This is a genomic window from Bowmanella dokdonensis (genome assembly GCF_017254865.1).
In the GTDB taxonomy this organism is placed as follows: domain Bacteria; phylum Pseudomonadota; class Gammaproteobacteria; order Enterobacterales; family Alteromonadaceae; genus Bowmanella; species Bowmanella dokdonensis.
Genome location: NZ_JAFKCV010000002.1, coordinates 375,892 through 396,360 on the forward strand (window position 1 = coordinate 375,892; position 20,469 = coordinate 396,360).

18 protein-coding genes and 1 tRNA gene are annotated in these 20,469 nt (G+C 52.2%); 14 read left to right on the forward strand and 5 right to left on the reverse strand.

Features of this window, described 5'->3' with window-relative positions:
- The first annotated feature begins 105 nt into the window (after positions 1-105).
- The 5 genes from J0A66_RS04910 to infA all read left to right on the forward strand — a co-directional run bounded on the left by J0A66_RS04910 (position 106) and on the right by infA (position 4,504).
- Entirely contained in the window at positions 106-1,575 is a 1,470-nt protein-coding gene (locus J0A66_RS04910) for a RimK family ATP-grasp domain-containing protein (protein ID WP_206572668.1), read from the forward strand.
- Between the two features lie 75 nt (positions 1,576-1,650).
- On the forward strand, positions 1,651-2,604 hold the full coding sequence (trxB, locus tag J0A66_RS04915; RefSeq protein WP_206572669.1) for a thioredoxin-disulfide reductase: 954 nt from the start codon (positions 1,651-1,653) through the stop codon (positions 2,602-2,604).
- A gap of 32 nt (positions 2,605-2,636) precedes the next feature.
- Positions 2,637-3,362: a leucyl/phenylalanyl-tRNA--protein transferase gene (aat, locus tag J0A66_RS04920; protein WP_206572670.1), complete on the forward strand. Its 726-nt coding sequence runs from the start codon at positions 2,637-2,639 to the stop codon at positions 3,360-3,362.
- Positions 3,359-4,045, forward strand: coding sequence for an arginyltransferase (locus tag J0A66_RS04925; protein WP_206572671.1), 687 nt, complete (start codon positions 3,359-3,361; stop codon positions 4,043-4,045). Before aat ends, J0A66_RS04925 begins: the two co-directional genes overlap by 4 nt.
- Positions 4,046-4,285: 240 nt before the next feature.
- Positions 4,286-4,504, forward strand: a complete 219-nt coding sequence (gene infA, locus J0A66_RS04930) for a translation initiation factor IF-1 (RefSeq protein WP_014949333.1) — start codon at positions 4,286-4,288, stop codon at positions 4,502-4,504.
- A 60-nt stretch (positions 4,505-4,564) separates the two neighbouring features.
- On the opposite strand, the gene clpA is transcribed toward infA, so the two are convergent.
- Together clpA and clpS are read right to left on the reverse strand one after the other, a co-directional pair.
- Entirely contained in the window at positions 4,565-6,829 is a 2,265-nt protein-coding gene (gene clpA, locus J0A66_RS04935; protein ID WP_206572672.1) for an ATP-dependent Clp protease ATP-binding subunit ClpA, read from the reverse strand.
- 28 nt (positions 6,830-6,857) lie between these two features.
- Complete coding sequence (clpS, locus tag J0A66_RS04940; RefSeq protein WP_206572843.1) at positions 6,858-7,172, reverse strand: ATP-dependent Clp protease adapter ClpS; 315 nt, start codon at positions 7,170-7,172, stop codon at positions 6,858-6,860.
- A gap of 203 nt (positions 7,173-7,375) precedes the next feature.
- On the opposite strand from clpS, the gene cspD reads away from it, so the two are divergent.
- Entirely contained in the window at positions 7,376-7,594 is a 219-nt protein-coding gene (gene cspD / locus J0A66_RS04945) for a cold shock domain-containing protein CspD (protein ID WP_206572673.1), read from the forward strand.
- Positions 7,595-7,909: 315 nt separating this feature from the next.
- Here cspD and J0A66_RS04950 read toward each other — a convergent pair whose 3' ends face one another.
- Positions 7,910-10,141: an NADP-dependent isocitrate dehydrogenase gene (locus J0A66_RS04950; protein ID WP_206572674.1), complete on the reverse strand. Its 2,232-nt coding sequence runs from the start codon at positions 10,139-10,141 to the stop codon at positions 7,910-7,912.
- A 381-nt stretch (positions 10,142-10,522) separates the two neighbouring features.
- Between J0A66_RS04950 and J0A66_RS04955 the strand changes: the two genes are divergently transcribed.
- The 6 genes from J0A66_RS04955 to J0A66_RS04980 all read left to right on the forward strand — a co-directional run bounded on the left by J0A66_RS04955 (position 10,523) and on the right by J0A66_RS04980 (position 16,318).
- On the forward strand, positions 10,523-11,059 hold the full coding sequence (locus J0A66_RS04955) for an rRNA large subunit pseudouridine synthase E (RefSeq protein ID WP_206572675.1): 537 nt from the start codon (positions 10,523-10,525) through the stop codon (positions 11,057-11,059).
- Positions 11,060-11,170: 111 nt separating this feature from the next.
- Entirely contained in the window at positions 11,171-12,271 is a 1,101-nt protein-coding gene (gene mnmA, locus J0A66_RS04960; protein WP_206572676.1) for a tRNA 2-thiouridine(34) synthase MnmA, read from the forward strand.
- Between the two features lie 84 nt (positions 12,272-12,355).
- Positions 12,356-12,985 carry a high frequency lysogenization protein HflD gene (gene hflD, locus J0A66_RS04965; RefSeq protein WP_206572677.1) on the forward strand — a complete coding sequence of 210 codons (630 nt, stop codon included), beginning with the start codon at positions 12,356-12,358 and terminating at the stop codon, positions 12,983-12,985.
- Between the two features lie 12 nt (positions 12,986-12,997).
- A complete protein-coding gene (gene purB, locus J0A66_RS04970; RefSeq protein WP_206572678.1) occupies positions 12,998-14,371 on the forward strand; it encodes an adenylosuccinate lyase in 1,374 nt (457 codons plus the stop codon).
- A gap of 131 nt (positions 14,372-14,502) precedes the next feature.
- Positions 14,503-15,750 (forward strand): adenylate/guanylate cyclase domain-containing protein, encoded by a 1,248-nt coding sequence (locus tag J0A66_RS04975; RefSeq protein WP_206572679.1) that lies wholly within the window; start codon positions 14,503-14,505, stop codon positions 15,748-15,750.
- A gap of 34 nt (positions 15,751-15,784) precedes the next feature.
- Positions 15,785-16,318 (forward strand): GNAT family N-acetyltransferase, encoded by a 534-nt coding sequence (locus J0A66_RS04980; protein WP_241264019.1) that lies wholly within the window; start codon positions 15,785-15,787, stop codon positions 16,316-16,318.
- A 32-nt stretch (positions 16,319-16,350) separates the two neighbouring features.
- On the opposite strand, the gene J0A66_RS04985 is transcribed toward J0A66_RS04980, so the two are convergent.
- Positions 16,351-16,767 (reverse strand): DUF4826 family protein, encoded by a 417-nt coding sequence (locus tag J0A66_RS04985; protein WP_206572680.1) that lies wholly within the window; start codon positions 16,765-16,767, stop codon positions 16,351-16,353.
- A gap of 2 nt (positions 16,768-16,769) precedes the next feature.
- Positions 16,770-19,805 (reverse strand): D-2-hydroxyglutarate dehydrogenase YdiJ, encoded by a 3,036-nt coding sequence (ydiJ, locus tag J0A66_RS04990; protein WP_206572845.1) that lies wholly within the window; start codon positions 19,803-19,805, stop codon positions 16,770-16,772.
- Positions 19,806-19,987: 182 nt separating this feature from the next.
- Between ydiJ and J0A66_RS04995 the strand changes: the two genes are divergently transcribed.
- Entirely contained in the window at positions 19,988-20,206 is a 219-nt protein-coding gene (locus J0A66_RS04995) for a tellurium resistance protein TerC (RefSeq protein WP_206572681.1), read from the forward strand.
- Between the two features lie 131 nt (positions 20,207-20,337).
- Positions 20,338-20,414, forward strand: a tRNA-Val gene (locus J0A66_RS05000).
- Positions 20,415-20,469: the final 55 nt, after the last annotated feature.

The following is a 20,469-nucleotide window of genomic DNA, read 5'->3' on the forward strand; positions in this document are numbered from 1 at the left end:
CGGACAGATGACGCGTTGTGCACCGGGCAGAACTCGCTACACTAAATGCCATTGAAATACTTATCACAAAATCGACGCCAGAGGGCGTCTAAGGCAATGTAAGGCATGTCAGGATACTATGTGGTCGTGGATGAGCTGGATGACTGGGCGCCCTATTTTCCCAGCCGGGAAGTCATTTCTTTCGATCAATATATGGCCAAGACAGAGATCCAGACCGACCAGACGGTTCGGATCCTGAATTTCTGTCGTAACAAACGGGCCCTGGGACGCGGCTATTATTGTTCGCTACTGGCCGAGGCCAGAGGTCACAAGGTGATTCCCAATATCAGCGTATTGAATGATCTGCGCCGTAAGAAACTCTATACCCTCAAGCTCGAAGACGTGGCCAAGTCCATGGCCAAGCTTAAACCGGCAGGCGACCAAACCCAGCTCACCTTCCGTATCTTTCTCGGCGAGACGCTGGAGACGGAATTTGCCGATCTGGCCAAGAGCATTTTTGAGCGTTTTTCCGCGCCGATACTCGAAGTGACTCTGGAAAAGGAGCAGAGCTGGAGCCTGGACAAAATCCAGACCTTGTCCCTGAAAGAGATTACTGCTGAAGCCGAACAGGAGTTTCTGGCCAATACCCTGGAAAAATTCAGCAACAGGCTTTGGCGAAAACCCAAGACCCGCAAGCATTACCGTTATGATGTGGCCATGCTGGTCAACCCCGAGGAACAGATGCCGCCCAGTGACAAGAAGGCGCTGAGCAACTTTATCAAGGCCGGTGACAAACTGGGCATCAACCTGGAAGTAATAGGCAAGAAGGATTATGTTCGGCTTGCGGAATACGATGGGCTGTTTATCCGCGAGACTACCTCCATTGACCATCACACCTACCGCTTTGCCAAGAAGGCCGAGGCGGAAGGCATGGTGGTGATGGACGATCCGACCTCGATCCTGCGCTGTACCAACAAGGTTTACCTGGCCGATCTGTTAAGAACCAACAAGGTGCCCACCCCCAAAACCCTGTTGCTTAGTCAGACCGACAAGAAAAGCCTGCAGGAAGCCATGGACTACCTGGGTTTGCCCATAGTGCTGAAAATCCCGGACGGGGCCTTTTCTCGTGGCATGTACAAGGCGAACAACCTGGACGAGTTGCAGGACGCCATGAAGAAATTAAGCAAGACCTCGGCCTTGGTTTTAGCTCAGGAGTTCCTATATACCGAATATGACTGGCGTGTTGGGGTTCTTAATAACAAACCCTTATATGCGTGCCGTTATTTTATGGTCAAGGGCCACTGGCAGATTTATCGCCATGACGACAGCAAAAAGACTGCGGCCACCGGCGGTTTCGAGACCCTGCCCACCTATGAAGTTCCCCAGGCGGTGTTGGAGGCTGCTCTGAAGGCGTGCAGACTGATCGGTGACGGCTTTTATGGCGTAGACGTCAAGCAGGCGACAGATGGCAGAGTGGCGGTTATCGAAGTCAACGACAACCCGAGTATCGATTCGGCAGTAGAAGACAAGTTCCTGGGCCAGGCACTCTATTATGAGGTCATGGCCGAGTTTTTGCGCCGGCTCGAATTGCAATAGGACTGCTGATCCGCATAATGCACGCCAAGCTTTAAACAAGGGCTAGCATCCCTCACATTATTAGTTGGAGTAGATATGGCTGAAGCAAAACATAGCCGTTTGATGATTCTGGGTTCAGGCCCTGCCGGATACACGGCTGCCGTGTATGCAGCCCGTGCAAATCTTAATCCGGTCCTGATTACCGGTATACAGCAGGGGGGGCAGCTGACCACCACCACGGATGTGGAAAACTGGCCGGGGGACCCGGAAGGATTGACCGGACCGGACCTGATGGTGCGGATGCAAAAACATGCCGAGCGCTTCGATACCGAGATTCTGTTTGACCATATCAACAAAGTGGACTTTTCAGGCAAACCCTACCGCCTGATGGGTGATAACGGTGAATATACCTGCGATGCGCTGATCATTGCCACCGGGGCCTCTGCCAAATATCTGGGTCTTGAATCTGAACAGGCTTTCATGGGCAAGGGTGTCTCCGCCTGCGCCACCTGTGACGGATTCTTTTATCGCAACCAGAAAGTGGCCGTGGTGGGTGGAGGTAATACGGCGGTGGAAGAAGCGTTGTATTTGGCCAACATCGCCTCCGAGGTACACGTTATCCACCGCCGCGAAAGTTTCCGCAGCGAGAAGATCCTCTCTGATCGCCTGTTTGAAAAGGCCAAGAACGGCAACGTGGTGTTGCACCTGAACAAGACCCTGGATGAAGTGCTGGGCGATGAGATGGGGGTCAATAAAATCCGTATCCGCAGTACCCAGGATGACAGCACTGAAGAACTGGAGGTAATGGGCTTGTTTATTGCCATCGGCCATAAACCCAACACAGACATATTTGCCGGTCAGTTAGAGATGAAAGACGGCTATATCATTATCAAGAGCGGTCTGGAAGGTGGCGCCACCGCCACCAGTGTTGAAGGCGTATTTGCCGCCGGCGACGTATGCGATCATGTTTACCGTCAGGCCATTACTTCAGCCGGCACGGGCTGTATGGCAGCCCTGGACGCAGAAAAGTATCTGGACGGACTGGAATAAGGCCCAGGCAGGCCCTTGGCCTGCCTCCCCTCATGCACGAACAATTCTACAAGCTCAGTGACGAACTTATTTTCCCCTCACCTCAGTTGGCGCTGACAGACCCCAATGGCCTGCTGGCTTTTGGTGGGGACCTGAGTGTTCCAAGACTGTTACTGGCTTACCGGAATGGTATCTTCCCCTGGTTCAGCGAGGGCGAACCTATTCTCTGGTGGTCGCCTGATCCACGGGGTATTCTTGAACTCCACGACTTCGTCTGCTCCCGCAGCCTTGCCAGGCTGGCCCGCTCCGGCCGTTACCGGGTCAGTCTGAATCACTCTTTCGATGAGGTTATTCAAGCCTGTGCGACCATCCCACGAGGTAGCCAGGGGACCTGGATCACAGCCCGGATGATTCAGGCTTACCAGACATTTCACCGGTCAGGTCATGCACACTCGGTAGAAGTCTGGGACAACGACATGCTGGTGGGTGGCCTATATGGCGTCAGTGTCGGCTCGGTGTTTTGTGGGGAATCCATGTTCCACCGCCAGAGCAATACTTCCAAGCTGGCGCTGTACTTCCTCGTCGAGCACCTGAAAAAGCACGGATTTACCTTTATCGATTGCCAGTTGCAAAATCCTCACCTGCGATCACTGGGCGCCAGGGAGATACCGAGAAAGGCATTTCTGCAGCGTCTGCATCAGGCAGTCAATACGTCTCCCGCGGCAGATTGCTGGACAGTCAGCCTCCTGTCTCCGGCACTGCTAAACTTACCCTCATGAAGTTTGCCCTGACACAAGCCTTTCCCTGTAGCTATCTGCCGGACAGAAATGAGCAGTTGATAGTGCTGGCCGGCAGTGCTGCCATTGATACCAGGGACTACGAGTTATTACTGAAGACGGGTTTCAGGCGCAGCGGTGAACATGTCTACCGTCCCCATTGCCCCGCCTGCCAAGCCTGCCAGTCCCTGCGAATTCCAGTGCGCCAGTTTAAACCCAGTAAAAGCCAGAAACGGATACTGAGCAAGAACCGGGATATAGAACATCGAATCTCCTACCAGGAGCAAGACGCCTACTATCCCCTCTACGAGGACTACATTGCCAGCCGGCACAGCGAAGGTAGCATGTATCCGCCCAGCACCGAACAATACAGGCAGTTTATCCGGGCGCCCTGGGGCAAGGTGATGTTTGTGGAATTGTGGCAAAGCAGCAAGCTGCTGGGCGTAGCCGTCACGGATGAAACACCGCAGGCCCTGTCTGCCCTCTATACATTTTTTGCCCCCGAGTACGGAAAACGTTCCCTGGGGAAACTGGCTATACTTAAACAAATTGACATCGCGCGCCTGATGCACAAACCCTATCTTTATTTGGGTTATCAGATCGATGCCTGTGGTAAAATGAACTACAAGGCGGAATTTCAGCCCAACGAGCGATTTGTTGCTGAGCAATGGCAAAAAGCTCTATAGAAGAAGAAAAAAACGCCTGGCGCTTTACAGTGGGGGGAATATTGGGCAAAATCTGCGCGGCGTTTCTCTGGGGTCAGGCCTTGCCGCAGACGGCGGAAAAGTTTTCATAAATATCAATCAGATATTAATAGGCCTGAGATAGCATTTTAAGAAGTGACAGAGAATTGAAGCGTTTTATCGCAATCCGGTTACCCACTTTAAACCGGATTAAACAGATATCAACAAAGGTAATTTTTTTAGATGGCGAAAGAAGATTGTATTGAAATGGAAGGCACGGTACTGGATACCCTTCCAAATACTATGTTTCGTGTTGAATTGGAAAACGGTCACGTGGTGACTGCGCATATCTCTGGCAAAATGCGTAAAAACTATATCCGTATCCTCACCGGTGACAAAGTCACGGTAGAAATGACGCCCTATGACCTGACCAAAGGTCGTATCGTGTACCGCGCGCGCTAATACCCTGTCCGCGGACACAAAAAAGGCCCGAATGACGGGCCTTTTTGCTTTCAGTCACTCTCAGGCTTCCGCCTTGCTGCTGCTGATACTGTAATCGAATAACAGTTTGTCGTCCTTCATGTCTATCTTGACGCTGCCGCCATCCGACAATTCACCAAACAGAAGCTGATTGGCCAGCTCCTTCTTGATGTGTTCTTGAATCACACGCGCCATGGGCCTTGCCCCCATAGACTTGTCATAGCCCTTCTCTGCCAACCATGCCCGGGCTGCCGAGGTCACCTCAAGGGAAACCCCTTTGGCATCCAGTTGTACCTGCAGTTCGACAATAAACTTGTCCACCACCTGCAAAATCACATCGGCTTCCAAATGATTGAACCAGATGATGCCGTCCAGCCGGTTACGGAATTCAGGGCTGAAAATACGATTAATTTCGGCCAGCGCATCATGACTATGATCCTGCTGTTTGAAGCCGATGGACTTGCGCACTGTTTCCTGTACACCGGCGTTAGTCGTCATGACGACCACTACATTACGAAAATCAACCTTACGACCGTTGTTATCCGTCAGGGTGCCATGATCCATGACCTGCAACAGTATATTGTAGATATCGCTATGCGCTTTCTCTATCTCGTCCAGCAGAACAACCGAATACGGATGCTTGATCACGGCGTCTGTCAACATACCGCCCTGATCGAAACCCACATAGCCGGGAGGGGCGCCAATAAGACGGCTCACGGCATGACGCTCCATGTATTCGGACATGTCAAAACGGACCAGCTCCACGCCCATGATCTTGGCCAGCTGCTGGGTGACTTCTGTCTTACCCACCCCGGTGGGGCCGGCAAACAGGAAACTGCCGATAGGCTTGGTTTCATTGCCCAGGCCTGAGCGTGACAGCCGGATAGCATTGGTCAGTGTCTGAATGGCATCATCCTGGCCGAACACCACCATTTTCAGGTTGCGATCCAGGTTCTTGAGCACTTCCTTATCCGAAGCGGACACGGATTTCTCAGGAATTCTGGCCATCTTGGCAATAATGTGTTCAATCTCCATCACGCCAATGGTTTTCTTACGTCGTGAAACAGGCAACAAACGTTGGCTGGCCCCAGCCTCGTCGATGACGTCAATGGCTTTGTCAGGGAGATGCCGTTCGTTGATGTACTTGGCGGACAATTCGGCAGCGGCCCGCACCGCTTTATGGGTATAGCGCACACCATGATGCTTCTCATAGCGTGACTTAAGGCCCATAAGGATTTTGGTGGTATCTTCCACGCTGGGTTCGGTCACATCAATTTTCTGGAAACGACGAGCCAATGCGCGATCTTTCTCAAAGATACCCTGGTATTCCTGATAGGTGGTGGAACCGATACAACGCAGCTCACCACTGGAGAGCTTGGGTTTAAGCAGGTTGGAGGCATCCATGACACCCCCGGAGGCCGCTCCAGCGCCAATGATGGTGTGGATCTCGTCAATGAAAAGGATGGCATGTTCGTCCTTTTCCAGCTCGTGGAGGATGGATTTGAGGCGTTTCTCAAAATCACCACGGTATTTGGTCCCTGCCAAAAGGCCCCCGAGATCCAGGGAATAGACCGTTGCCTGGGCGATGACTTCAGGCACTTCCTTACTGACGATACGATAAGCCAGACCTTCAGCAATAGCGGTTTTCCCCACCCCGGCTTCACCCACCAGTAACGGGTTGTTTTTACGACGGCGGCATAAGATCTGTATGGTCCGTTCCAGCTCCAGATCGCGTCCAATGAGCGGGTCCACCTTGCCTTCTTTGACCAACAGATTCAGGTTGGACGAATACTTCTCCAGAGTGGATGTCCCCTCTTCCACTTCGACGCTTTCATCTTCCCTTTCCGTCTGAGGCGGACGATCCTCTTCGGATTTGGTGACCCCGTGGGAAATAAAATTAACCACATCCAGACGCGTCACGTCTGCTTTTTTGAGGATGTAGACAGCCTGGGATTCCTGCTCGCTGAATATCGCCACCAGCACATTGGCGCCGGTCACTTCGTCTTTTCCAGAGGACTGAACATGGAAAACCGCCCTCTGCAGGACACGCTGGAAACCCAGCGTAGGCTGGGTTTCACGGTCCGAATCCGGGCCATCCAGAATCAGGGGGGTGGTGTCTTTAACAAAATCGGTCAGTTCTGACTTGATGGAATCAATATTGGCGCCACAGGCTTTGAGCGCCTCTCTGGCAGCCTTATTATCGAGTAGTGCCAAGAGCAAATGCTCCACCGTCATAAATTCATGACGATGCTCGCGTGCGAAAATAAACGCCTGATTCAATGTCTGCTCTAAGTCTTTATTCAACATACTCGACCCTCATACTACTCACGCCCTTTCAGGCCTGCTCCATCGAACACATCAACGGGTGCTGATGTTTCCTGGAGTACTGATTGACCTGCATCACTTTGGTTTCGGCAACTTCTGCAGTAAAGATGCCACACACTGCCTTACCCTGATAGTGAATCGTCAACATCAGCTGATTTGCCTTTTCCGCATTCATGCTGAAAAAGCGCATCAGCACCTCGACCACGAAGTCCATTGGCGTGTAATCATCATTGTTCAGCAGCACCTTGTACATGGGCGGGGGTTGAACTTTGCGCTTGACCGCTTCCAGCTGCTTATCGTGACTAATGATGCCGTCTTTGCTCATAGAGAAATAATAGCCGCTCTTGATTAAATCCATCACTGGATTTTTGACTTTTTCATGAAATGTAGAAATTGGCCTTGACATAAACAGGTTAAAATATCTACATTTTTTAGGGTGCTGGCAAAAGCGGCAACCCTAATCCTTCCTTTAATAGCATTGTGGGGATTAAATCAGGACAGTTCAAGGGATTAAGAGGAATCAGAAGTATGGCAGTTGGCAAGGTAAAATGGTTCAACAACGCTAAAGGGTTCGGGTTTATTGTACCCGAAGATGGCGGTGAAGATGTATTCGCTCATTATTCGACTATTCAAATGGAGGGCTATCGCTCTCTGAAAGCGGGACAAGAAGTGAAGTTTGAAGTGCAACAGGGTCCCAAGGGGCTACATGCCGAAAACATCGAATTGTCGGGCGACCCGGAAAGGTAATCAGCCAAGCGTATTGAAAAAGCAGATGCCTGGCATCTGCTTTTTTATGTTCAGGATGAACAGGAAGAACAATTGCTCCTGCATTTTCTGCACTCCGTCCTCTTCTTTGGTGGCCGAAGACCCTAGCGTCAAGGTAGCCAATGAGCAGCGCCTGAAGGAAATAAAATCCCCGCTTACGACTGTTCCGCTGCCCTGTGTCAAGGAGTAAAGCCCACCTCTTTGGATAGCTGAGTATCAGCTAATGCCAATCCTGTTCAGATTTACCTGCAAAAAAGCCCGGATGAAACCGGGCTCTTGGTGGTTTAGGATGGCGACTCAGTTCAGGCTGGCCAAAACGCTCTTGAAGCTGTCGCTGGGGAACATGGCCCGACTGACCTTTTCTTCATCGGGATAATAGTATCCGCCGATATCCAGGGCATGGCCCTGGGTGGCATCAATTTCAGCCAGTATCTTAGATTCATTGGCTTTCAACTGCTCGGCCAGCACCTTAAAGCTTTTTGCCAAACCTGTGTCTTCTTTCTGTTCTGCCAGGGCCTCTGCCCAGTACATAGCCAGATAGAAATGACTGCCCCGGTTGTCCAGTTCACCGGCACGGCGCAACGGTGACTTGTTCTCGTTCAGCAACTTCTCGGTGGCTTTGTCCAAAGTAGTGGCCAGTATTTTTGCCTTGGCATTGCCGTGCTTTATGGCCACATCTTCCAGAGACACGGCCAGCGCCAGGAATTCTCCCAGAGAGTCCCAGCGCAGATGTCCTTCCTCCACAAACTGTTGCACATGCTTGGGTGCAGAGCCACCGGCACCGGTCTCAAACAGCCCGCCTCCTGCCATCAGTGGCACGATAGACAACATCTTGGCGCTGGTACCCAGTTCCAGGATTGGGAAAAGATCAGTCAGATAGTCGCGTAACACATTCCCTGTTACCGAAATGGTATCCAGTCCGCGGATACAACGCTCCATGGTATAGCGGATGGCCCGAACCGGCGACATAATCTGGATATCCAGACCGGAAGTGTCATGCTCCTGCAAATAGGTATTGACCTTTTTAATCAACTGGATGTCATGGGCCCGTTCGTCATCCAGCCAGAAGACTGCCGGCATGCCGGACTGACGTGAACGGGTCACCGCCAGCTTGACCCAGTCACGAATGGGTGCGTCCTTGACCTGACACATACGCCAGATATCCCCTTCCTCGACCTGATGTTCGATCAACACCTTGTCGTCCTGATCGATGATACGCACAGTACCATCGGCTTTCATTTCGAAGGTTTTATCATGTGAACCGTATTCTTCCGCTTTTTGCGCCATCAGGCCCACATTGGGTACGGTGCCCATAGTAGTAGGATCGAAGGCCCCATGGGTCTTGCAGAAATTGATGACTTCCTGATAGATAGTGGCATAGGTGGATTCCGGGATCACAGCCTTGGTGTCATAGGCTTTACCGTCCGGGCCCCACATCTGACCCGAATTACGGATCATTGCCGGCATGGAGGCATCCACAATCACGTCACTGGGCACGTGCAGATTGGAAATCCCCTTGTCTGAGTTAACCATGGCGATGGCCGGTCTGTCGGCATAGCAGGCATTGATATCACGCTGGATTTCGGAACGCTGGGATTCAGGCAGGCTGGCAATCTTGTCATACACACTGCCCAGTCCGTCATTGGGATTCACCCCCAGTTCCTTAAACAGATCTGAATATTTTTCAAATAGTTCTCTGTAAAAGACTTTAACGCAGTGGCCAAAGACTATGGGGTGCGACACTTTCATCATGGTGGCCTTAACGTGCAACGAGAAAAGCACACCGGTCTGCTTGGCATCTTCAATCTGATCCTCAAAGAACTTGCACAGGGCTTTCTTGCTCATGAACATGCCATCAATCACTTCGCCGTCCAGCAAATCCACCCGCGGTTTCAGAACCGTCACTTTGCCATGCTTGTCGGTAAATTCGATTCGGACATGGCCAGCTTTCTCTACTGTGACCGACTTCTCTCGGGAATAGAAATCGCCGCCCCTCATATGTGCCACATGCGTGCGGGATGCCTGACTCCAGGCACCCATGGAATGAGGATGCTTCTTAGCATAATTTTTCACAGCGGTCGGCGCACGGCGATCCGAGTTCCCTTCACGCAATACAGGATTGACCGCACTGCCAAGAATCTTGCCATAGCGAGCCTTGATGTCCTTTTCTTCATCCGTCTTAGGCTCAGCCGGATACTCGGGAACTTTGAAGCCTTTACTGCGCAGTTCTTTGATGGCGGCTTTTAACTGTGGGATAGACGCACTGATATTGGGCAATTTGATGATGTTCGTGTCGGGATCTTGTGTCATTTCTCCCAATTCAGCCAGAGCGTCCGGGACTTTCTGCTCATCGGTCAGAAAATCAGAGAAGGTTGCCAGGATACGCCCCGCCAGGGAAATATCGCTCAGTTCAACTTCGATATCTGCCGCCGAAGCAAAGGACTTGATGATTGGCAGGAGCGAATAGGTGGCCAACGCGGGGGCTTCATCTGTCTTGGTATAGATTATCTTCGACTTGCTCGTCGTCATGTTAAACCTCGGTTTTGGCGGCTGACGTCAGCCGGTTGACGTGAATTCAGGATGGCATGCATCGGTTTGCTACTGGCCTGTCGTTGTCAGATTCACAACGTTATTCAGCCAACTTAGGCTCAATAACCACTGAACATCGACCCTTGCCGGAACGCTACCCTGAGCAAAAATATTGCGGATCATATATGGCCGAATCTGCCAAGTACAAGTGCTGTCTGAGGATTTCCTCTACTGAAGCCGTAAAGGTCTGACCTCAACGACACTGGTCCGACAGCATGGCCTGAGCATAGGATAGGAATGGCCGACAAAGTCTCCGGCAGATTGACGCAGCGCTGCGCGGATGGATAATAAGATAGCACTCTGCCCTGCCACTCTGAAGTCATGCAAAGAATCACGCTGCTGTTTAACAAGCCTTTTGGTGTACTGTCACAATTTACCGATGCAGAAAATCGCCAGACGCTCAAAGACTATGTGGAGATCCCGGGAGTCTATGCCGCTGGTCGCCTCGATCGGGACAGTGAAGGTCTGCTGGTACTCACCAATGACGGCAAGCTGCAGCACCGGCTTGCCCATCCCAAAAGCAAAACCAGCAAAACCTACTGGGTCCAGGTGGAAGGTCGGCCCACCGAGGCGGATTTGAAGTCCCTGCGCCAGGGCGTTGAACTTAAGGACGGTATGACCCTGCCGGCCAAGGTAAATCTGATGGACGAACCGGCTCTGTGGCCGAGACATCCACCGGTGCGGTTTCGTCAGTCCATTCCCACCTCATGGCTGTCCATCAGCATCACCGAAGGGCGTAACCGACAAATCAGAAGAATGACCGCCCATATTGGTTTTCCGACCCTCAGGTTAATTCGTTACCGGGTCGGTAACTGGACAATCGATGGTATCGGCAGCGGCGCTTTTCTGCACGTTTAAGTCAGATGCCATCATCCGGTAGGAGCAGCCCTAAGCAGGTGCCATCAGCCGGCAAGTCTGCTAGAATTCGCGCTCTTTAATCGTAGTCAGTCAAATTCAGTCAGTATTCCTATGCCAGATAACAGCCATCTGAAAGTCATTGTCGGTATGTCCGGCGGTGTGGATTCCTCCGTGTCAGCTTACTTGCTCAAGCAACAGGGCTATCAGGTGGAAGGCTTGTTTATGAAAAATTGGGAAGAAGACGATGACAGCGAATACTGTGCCGCGGCAGATGACCTGAAAGATGCACAGGCGGTGGCCGACAAACTCGGAATCAAATTACGTACCATCAATTTTGCCGCCGAGTATTGGGACAATGTGTTCGAGTATTTTCTCGCCGAATACCAGGCCGGGCGAACGCCCAACCCGGATATCATGTGCAACAAGGAAATCAAATTCAAGGCGTTCCTGGAGTTTGCCATTGAAGACCTTGGCGCGGACTACATCGCCACAGGTCATTATGTACGACGTCGTTACCATGATGGACATTGGCATCTACTGCGCGGCCTGGACGACAATAAAGATCAGAGCTACTTCCTGTATACGCTCAGCGAGCAACAGGTTGGTCATACCCTGTTTCCCATCGGCGAGCTGGAAAAACCCAGAGTCAGGGAAATCGCCGCCGAACAGGGCCTGATTACCCATGATAAAAAAGACAGTACAGGTATCTGTTTTATCGGCGAGCGTAAATTCAAAGATTTTCTCAGCCGGTACCTGCCCGCTCAGCCGGGTGTGATCGAAACCAGCGAAGGACGCCCTATCGGCGAGCATGAAGGCCTGATGTATCATACTTTGGGACAGCGCAAGGGCCTGCATATAGGTGGACTGAAAGAATACGGTGACCAGCCATGGTACGTGGTGGACAAAGACGTATCCCGGAATGTTTTAATTGTCGGACAAGGGGACGATCATCCCCGGCTGTATTCCCGGGGGCTGGTTGCCAAGCAACTGGATTGGGTGGATCGTCAGGGACCTCAACAACCACAGCGCTGCGTGGTTAAGACCCGTTATCGCCAAACGGACATCCCCTGCACAATCACACCGATGAGTGACGGGCAGCTCGAAGTGCGGTTTGACGAGCCGCAAAAAGCCGTAACCCCTGGGCAGTCGGCAGTCTTCTATCAGGACGAAGTCTGCCTGGGCGGGGGTATTATCGAAAGTTATATCCGTTGAGCCGGGGCGTGTCCGCTCTGGCTGGCAAATAAACAAACCAACACCACCTCAGCAAAGACAAGTAACAAGGTAATTACGCCATCCATGACAGACAGAGAATTCGACAAGAGCGTGGCGCTGGCTGCAGTATGTCAGGCCGCCAGTCTGGTTCAACAGTTTGCCCGCAAGGGCAAGGCCGATGAACAGGCTTTTTCCGCCAGTATGCAGAGCCTGTTGGTCACCAATCCGGAGAATACCCTGGACGTGTTTGGACAATTGTCCTGTCTTCGTCTGGGATATATTACCCTTGAAGCCCAACTGAGTAACAGACCCGCCGCGAAAGACGCGGAAATAACACGTTATATTGCCAGTCTGCTGGGGCTTGAGCGCAAGCTGGCGAAGAACGCTGGCAAACTGGCCGAACTCGGCGAACGCATGGAACATATCAAGCGCCAGCAAAGTCTGTATGAACTGCTAGACGAGCCGATGCTGGCTAACCTGGCCAGGATCTATTCCGATGTCATCAGCAATATAGGCCCGAGAATCCAGGTGGCTGGGGACCCCGCTCAGCTTAAACAGACCAGTATTCAGCACAGAGTGCGGGCTTCATTACTGGCCGGGATCCGGGCTGCCGTGCTTTGGCGTCAATTAGGTGGTCAACGTCGGCAGATTTTGTTCAGTCGCAGAAAAATACTGAGCAACGCAGAAACGGCCTTACAAAGAATTAATCATTAATCAGGAGTCTCCATGGAACTTACCGCCCTGACTGCCATATCCCCCGTAGACGGACGATATGGCAGCAAAACACTCGAATTGCGATCAATCTTCAGTGAGTTTGGTCTGATCAAATACCGTGTACAGGTGGAAGTCCGCTGGCTGCAGATGCTGGCTGGTACGGAAGGTATCAGCGAAGTGCCGGCATTCAGTGCACAGGCAAATGCACTGCTCGACGCAATAGTCGACAACTTCGGTGAAGTCGACGCCGCCCGGGTCAAGGACATCGAGCGCACTACCAACCATGACGTTAAGGCTGTGGAGTATTTCCTAAAAGAGAAAGTCGCCGACAATGCCGAATTGCATGCCGTCAGTGAGTTTATCCATTTCGCCTGCACCTCAGAGGATATCAACAATCTGTCCCATGCGTTGATGCTCAAGGATGCCAGGGAGGCTGTGATCCTCCCTTACTGCAACAAGCTGGTGAGTGAATTACGCCGTCTTGCCATAGAGTACAAAGCCATCCCGATGATGGCACGCACCCATGGTCAACCCGCCTCTCCCACCACCATGGGTAAGGAAATGGCCAATGTGATGGTGCGGCTGGAAAGACAGCGTCAACAGATAGCCAATGTGGAATTGCTTGGAAAGCTGAATGGTGCAGTCGGAAATTACAACGCCCATTTGTCCGCCTATCCGGATCTCGACTGGCAGGACATCTCCCAACGTTTTGTCACCAGTTTAGGCATCAAGTGGAATCCCTATACTACGCAAATAGAGCCCCATGACTACATTGCCGAGCTGTTCGACGCTATTGCCCGTTTTAACACCATATTGATTGATTTTGACCGGGATCTCTGGGGGTATATCGCGCTGGGGCATTTCAAGCAGAAAACAGTAGCCGGAGAGATTGGTTCATCCACCATGCCTCATAAGGTAAATCCCATCGATTTTGAAAACTCAGAGGGCAACCTGGGTCTGGCCAATGCGATTTTTGCCCACTTGGCCGCGAAGCTGCCGGTATCCCGTTGGCAACGGGATCTGACAGACAGCACAGTCTTAAGGAACCTCGGCGTCGGCATGGGTTATTCCCTTATCGCCTATCAGGCCAGTTTGAAAGGGATCAGCAAGCTGGAAGTGAATGAGAAGAGCCTGCTGGACGAACTGGACAGCAACTGGGAATTGCTGGCGGAACCCATCCAGACCGTGATGCGCCGCTACGGCATCGAGAAACCCTACGAAAAACTCAAGGAACTGACCCGGGGAAAACGGGTAAATCAGCAAATGATGGCAGCGTTTATTGAGGGGTTGGCATTACCCCAGGCCGTCAAAGATGATCTGAAGAGGCTGACCCCGGCAGGTTATATCGGCCAGGCCATTGAACTGGTGGAAAAACTGACAGGCTGAATGTCGCCAACTATACTTCTCTACGCCCGGTTTACCGGGCGTTTTTCTTTATGCCATTCAGGCAGACATCTTTATCACCATGATTTGTGCTGTCCCCAATAACGGATGTTGCAGGCCAGAAGGAGCTTGCCATGATAAGTGCATTTCTACGTACCTGGGTGTGGGCGGGGATCCGTCGCGACACCCTGGCAAATGTCAGTCCCGCCAGATTGACCAATCTGATATCACTGCTGGTGTTTCTGGTCTTGTTGGTACATCTGCCTTTACACCTTGCTTTCTGGCAACAGGGTGGCGATTTGCAGGCCTTGTCGCTTTTGTTTCATGCTCTGCTGTGCACTCTGATCCCCTTGTGTAGTGCCCTCGGTTATCAGATCTTTGCCCGTCGGCTTCTGCTAATCTGTTTTGCCAGCTATATCAGCCTGTCCAGCCTCTATATTGGTTATGGCAGCGCCATCCACTGGTACTTTATTCAGGGCATCTTCATCAGCCCGTTTCTGTATTCCCTGGATGAGAGGTGGCGCCTCTGGTTGGCCATGGGTATGTACCTGACCTTGTTCCTGCTGCTGGAGTACCTGGCGCTGAGCCCCTTTATTCAACCCGGCAGCGACTATCAGCAAGTCATTCGCCAGTTTACTATTACGGGCATTGCTCTGGCCTGTATACCCTGCGTGTATTTCATCCATCGTGATCACGCCTGTAGCTGGTCACAGGTTTCACGAGAGCGACTTCGATCCGAAAGCCTGTTGTTGAATATATTGCCTCGTCCCATAGCAGAAAGACTTAAACTGTCAGACAAACCCGTCGCCGACTATTTTGCCAATGCCACCGTCCTGTTTACCGATATCGAAGGCTTCAGCGGGATCAGTTGTCACCGTTCGCCCATTGAACTGGTCACCTACCTGAACGCTTTGTATAGCGAGTTTGATCGGCTTCTTAAGCTTCACCGGCTGGAAAAAATCAAGACCAATGGTGACGAGTATATGGCCGTGTCTGGGGTACCGGTGGCCAGCCTGGATCACGCCGTCAGGGCTTGTCAGTGCGCGTTGGACATGCTTAAGGCCTTCGAGAAGATCAGTCATCAGCACGGCATACAGAACGGACTGAGAATAGGTCTGAACAGCGGTGAATTGGTGGCAGGAGTGATAGGCAAGAACAAATTCAGTTATGATCTATGGGGAGACAGCGTCAATCTGGCTTCACGAATGGAAAGTCAGGGGCAGAGTAACAGAATTCAGGTCTCGGAGTTTACGTATCGGCTTTGTCGCCATGCATTTACCTTTGAGCCACGTGGCCGCATCCCCATCCGCGGCATGGGAGAGTACCAAGTTTATTGGCTCAAAGGAGAAGTTGCCAGCCTTACCCAGGCAAAGTCAGCCTGAACTTCTGTCCTTTTCTGTCGGTAAACGCCAGGGATTGATTATTTTTCAACCAGGAAATAGACTAAAAGTACGTCACAATGATGTGGCGGACAATCTGGAGGCTGGTCAGATGGCGTTAATCATCAAAAACGTCGACTGGACGAGCGCCAAAGACAAACTCACAAAGCTGAGAGAAAAGGTATTTGTTTACGAATGGCGGATTCCAAAAGAAGTGGAGTTTGACCGCCAGGACACCGCCGCCTACCACATCCTGCTGCTGGATGAAGCAGGCGCGGAAATCGCCACGGGCCGCCTCACCCCCGAAGGGGAAATTGGCCGGATAGCCGTGTTGAACAGTTGCCGTAAACCAGAAGTTTATCAGCAGTTATTTGCCGCCCTGCTGGCGATTGCAGAACAGCAGGGCATGCAAACCGTCTCAGTACAGTGCGAGTTGGAAGGTGTAAATTACTACCAACAACAAGGATTTCGTCCTGTCGGAGCTGTCTACATGGATGCCGGTATTCCTCGTCAGAGGATGTCCTGTTCTATCAAACAGTTTTCACTCCCCAAAGTGGAGTTTACTCACTAGGGCGCCCGGAACGGGCTGCCCGGTGCAGTTTTTCAGCCATGTTTCCAGACTTCATCCTGCTCACTGATATCGTAAAGCAAATGCGCCTTGGTAATAAGCAATTTGGCAAATTCCTGCTGAGTCGGGTCATTAGGCATGCTCTGTTGCAGGTCATCTGCTTTCATCTGCCAGTTCAATGACAAATGGCGCAGTACCGCTCTGGGATCTTTGGCTGCAGACAGGGGTAATACATCGGAAGGCATGTCACCGGACACTGCCCAGTAATATTTACCGTCCCGGCTTTTCACTTTCCATATGGTCACCCAGGGCGCCAGGTAACGGCTCTCTTCCATTTTGACCGTTTCCACCACTATGCCCTTTTCGGCCAGAAACTGGCTGCTCTTTTGCAGTTGAGCCCTGACCCACTCAGCCACCTGTTCCTGGGTCATATTCTTGGCTTGCTCTGTCATTATTATTTTTCCTCCAACAACGCTAACATTGCCTGAAGCGGATGTTTGGGCTTGAAGCCGGCAAACCTCGCGGTCTGGCTGCGACAGGAATAGCCGGTCGCCAGAATCTGCTCAGGCTGGAATCGGGAGATGGCTTGCTGCCAGCTCAATTCAAAAATGCCCCTGGAGTTGTCCAGATGCACGGTTTCATGACCATAGGTGCCCGCCATGCCGCAACACCCCACCGCAACAGGGGAGAGACTAACGCCCATGCCATCAAAGAGTGTCTGCCACTGCTTTTCCGATGCTGGAAGAGCAGTCTTTTCAGTGCAATGGGCAAACAGGGCAAATGCTTGCCCCCTCTTGTTGTCACTTACCCTGGGCAATTCGAGTTGTTGCAGCCATTCATGGACCAGCAGCACGGTAAAGCGCCCCCGGTTACTACCCAGGGTCTTGGTATATTCATCCCGGTAACAAAGAACCAGTGAGGCATCCACGCCCACCATCGGAATATCCAGCTCAGCGACCTCATTCAGAAAATCCGCCGAACTTCTGGCCGTAGCGGCAAACTCCCGCAAAAAACCTTTCACGTGCTGTGGTTTGCCATTAGGTTTGAACGGCAGCAGGATTGGCTTAAAACCCAGTTTTCTGCTCAGTTCAACCAGATCGACAATCAGACCGGCTTCGTAAAAACTGGTAAAAGGATCCTGGACAATGAGGATGTGGCGGCCTCGCTCTTCCTGGGACAGATTGCGAAGGGCTTCAAAGTCAAACTCCACTGTCTGCCGATCCAGGCGTTGTCTGAGTGTGGGTGCAGACAACATTGGGGGATCCACATAACCGATTTGGTTGCGCAGTATGCTCTCCACCAGCGGCAGCCCCATTATCCGGTTGATCAGTTTGGGAGCCAGAGCCAGCCTGGGTGCCATTTTTTCTATATTGCCAACCAGATAATCCTTAAGCGGGCGGGCATAACGGCTGTAATAGAGATTCAAAAATCTGGCCCGGAAACCTGGCACGTCCACATTGACCGGGCACTGGCTGGCGCAGGCTTTACAGGCCAGACAGCCGTCCATGGCTTCTTTAACCTGATGGGAGTAATCCGCCTGGTTACCGGGAGCACGACCGTTGCGCCACTTCTGCCAGATTCCGGCACGGACAGGACTGGATTCCAGCTTTTGAATATCTACCCCCTGGTTGGACAACAATCGCAGCCATTCGCGCATCAGTCCTGCCCTGCCCTTGGGACTGTGACGCCGGTCACGGGTAATCTTGCTGGAAGGGCACATGGGCGACTGGGCGTCATAGTTGAAACACAGGCCATTGCCATTGCAGTTCATAGCGGGCTCAAAACTTTGTCTGATAGAGACGGGAATTTGCCTGTCATATGCCCCCCGCTTGGTGTCTGACACTTTGACCAGGGCTTCGGTTGAGTCCAGTGGTGTACAGATTTTACCCGGGTTCATCTTGTTAAGGGGATCAAAAGCGGCTTTGATCTTTCGCAATTCGGTAAAGAGCTCTTCACCAAAAAATGCCGGACCGTATTCACTGCGATAGCCCTTGCCGTGCTCCCCCCACATCAGGCCACCGTATTTGGCCACCAGCGCCACCACCTGGTCTGATATCTCCTGCATCAGGGCTTCCTGGGCAGGATCACACAGATCCAGTGCAGGGCGGACATGCAACACACCGGCATCCACATGGCCGAACATGCCGTACTGCAAACCCTTACCGTCGAGCAGGGCGCGAAATTCCATAATAAAGTCGGCCAGCTTCTCCGGCGGTACGGCGGTATCTTCGGCAAAGGCCACCGGCTTTTGGCTACTTTTGCTCTTGCCCAGCAGACCGACGGCTTTTTTACGCATGGCGTAAATCTTGCCGATTTCCGTCGTGTCATAAGAAAGCTGGTAGCCAATCACCCCATGTTCCTGACTGGAGATGGACTGCTCCAGCATCCGAGTCAGAGTGGCTATTTTTTCTTCCATATCTTCTGGGGCTTCGGCGTTGTACTCCACCATGTTCAGCCCTTGCAGGTCTTTGCCGGGCACATCCTCTATCAGGCCACTGACCGAATGCCAGACAATGTCCTGGCGGGCCAGGTTTAACACCTTGCTATCCACTGTTTCCACCGAAGTGGCCCGGGCGGCCACCATGGCAGGGGCATGACGCAGGGCCGACTCGAAAGAGTCATATTTCACGTTGATCAGGCACTTGTAGGGAGCAATAGGCGTGACATTGATCTTGGCTTCGGCCACAAAGGCCAAAGAGCCCTCAGAGCCGGTAATAATACGACTGAGATCAAAATGCTGCATGGACTCATCGAACACATGCTCAAGATCATAACCGGTCAGGAAACGGTTCAGGCGGGGAAACTTAGCCAGGATCTGCTCGCGCTTCTGCTCGCAACTGCGCAATACCTGGCCGACAACCTTGCCAATCGACGACGACTCGGAAGCCAGCGCCCGGGCTTTTTCAGTATCCAGTGGTGCGGACTCTAACAGCGTGCCGTCGACCAGTACCGAGCGCAGAGCGAGCACATGATCACTGGTTTTACCGTACACCAGCGACCCCTGTCCCGAGGCATCGGTGTTAATCATACCGCCTATGGTGGCCCGGTTGCTGGTGGACAGATCCGGCGCAAAGAAGTAGCCATGGGGACGCAGAAAATCGTTCAGTTGATCCTTCACGACCCCCGCCTGGACCTTTACCCAGTGCTCCTTGGCATTAAAGTCCAGAATCTGGTTCATATGCCGCGACAGATCCACCACCAGCCCGTCAGTCAGGGACTGACCATTGGTGCCGGTCCCCCCACCCCGGGCAGAAAAACGCACCTCATTATGCTGATTGGCTAGCTGGCCGATCAGCGACAAGTCCTCTACTGAGCGGGGGAAAATGACCGCCTGGGGCAGCTTCTGATACACAGAGTTATCGGTGGCCACCGCCAAACGACTGGCATAACTGGTTTCAATGTCGCCACTGAACGACGACGCCTTCAGGGCATTGAGATAATCCAGATAGGCTTGTTGCAAAGAAGCATTGGCATCGACTAGCGGTAACATCACTTAAGGGGGCTGGTGGAAAAGGACCGCTAGTATACCCAAACCAACTGAATATGCGAGTTCCGCCATTCCAACGCCTCTATGGTCAGGCAGGCATTCAGGCAATGAATTGTAACAATACCTTCCTGTTGCCCACAGACAGGTCGTTTATACTCAATCTGAACTCATCAGAGGACTTCACCTTGAAAACAGTACGCATTGTCCTTGGAACCCTGTTGGCTATCTTCAGTGTGGTGTTGTCTATTCTGCCCGGCTCCATCTTGTTTCTGCTGGCAGGTCTGATGCTGCTAAGCGTGGATTTTCCCCTTGCCCGCCGTTACCTGAAACACTGCCAGAAAATCATGCAAACAGGCGCCAGACGGTTTGACCGCTACCTGCTGAATCGGAAACTGAGTCGCTAGACTGCGCAATTAGTATTCATTCGGACCATTAGCGGGAAAAAGCGCTTGCGCCGCTATCTTTGCATCGCTATTATACGCGCCGTTTCCGGTTGAGCCGCCCGGCCCTTTGGAAACCTCGATATCTTATATGTGCGTCCGTAGCTCAGTTGGTTAGAGCACCACCTTGACATGGTGGGGGTCGGTAGTTCGAGTCTACTCGGACGCACCACTTCTCTTAAAAATATTTTCCTGAATTTCAAGTCAAGCTGGCGCAAGCACCTCCG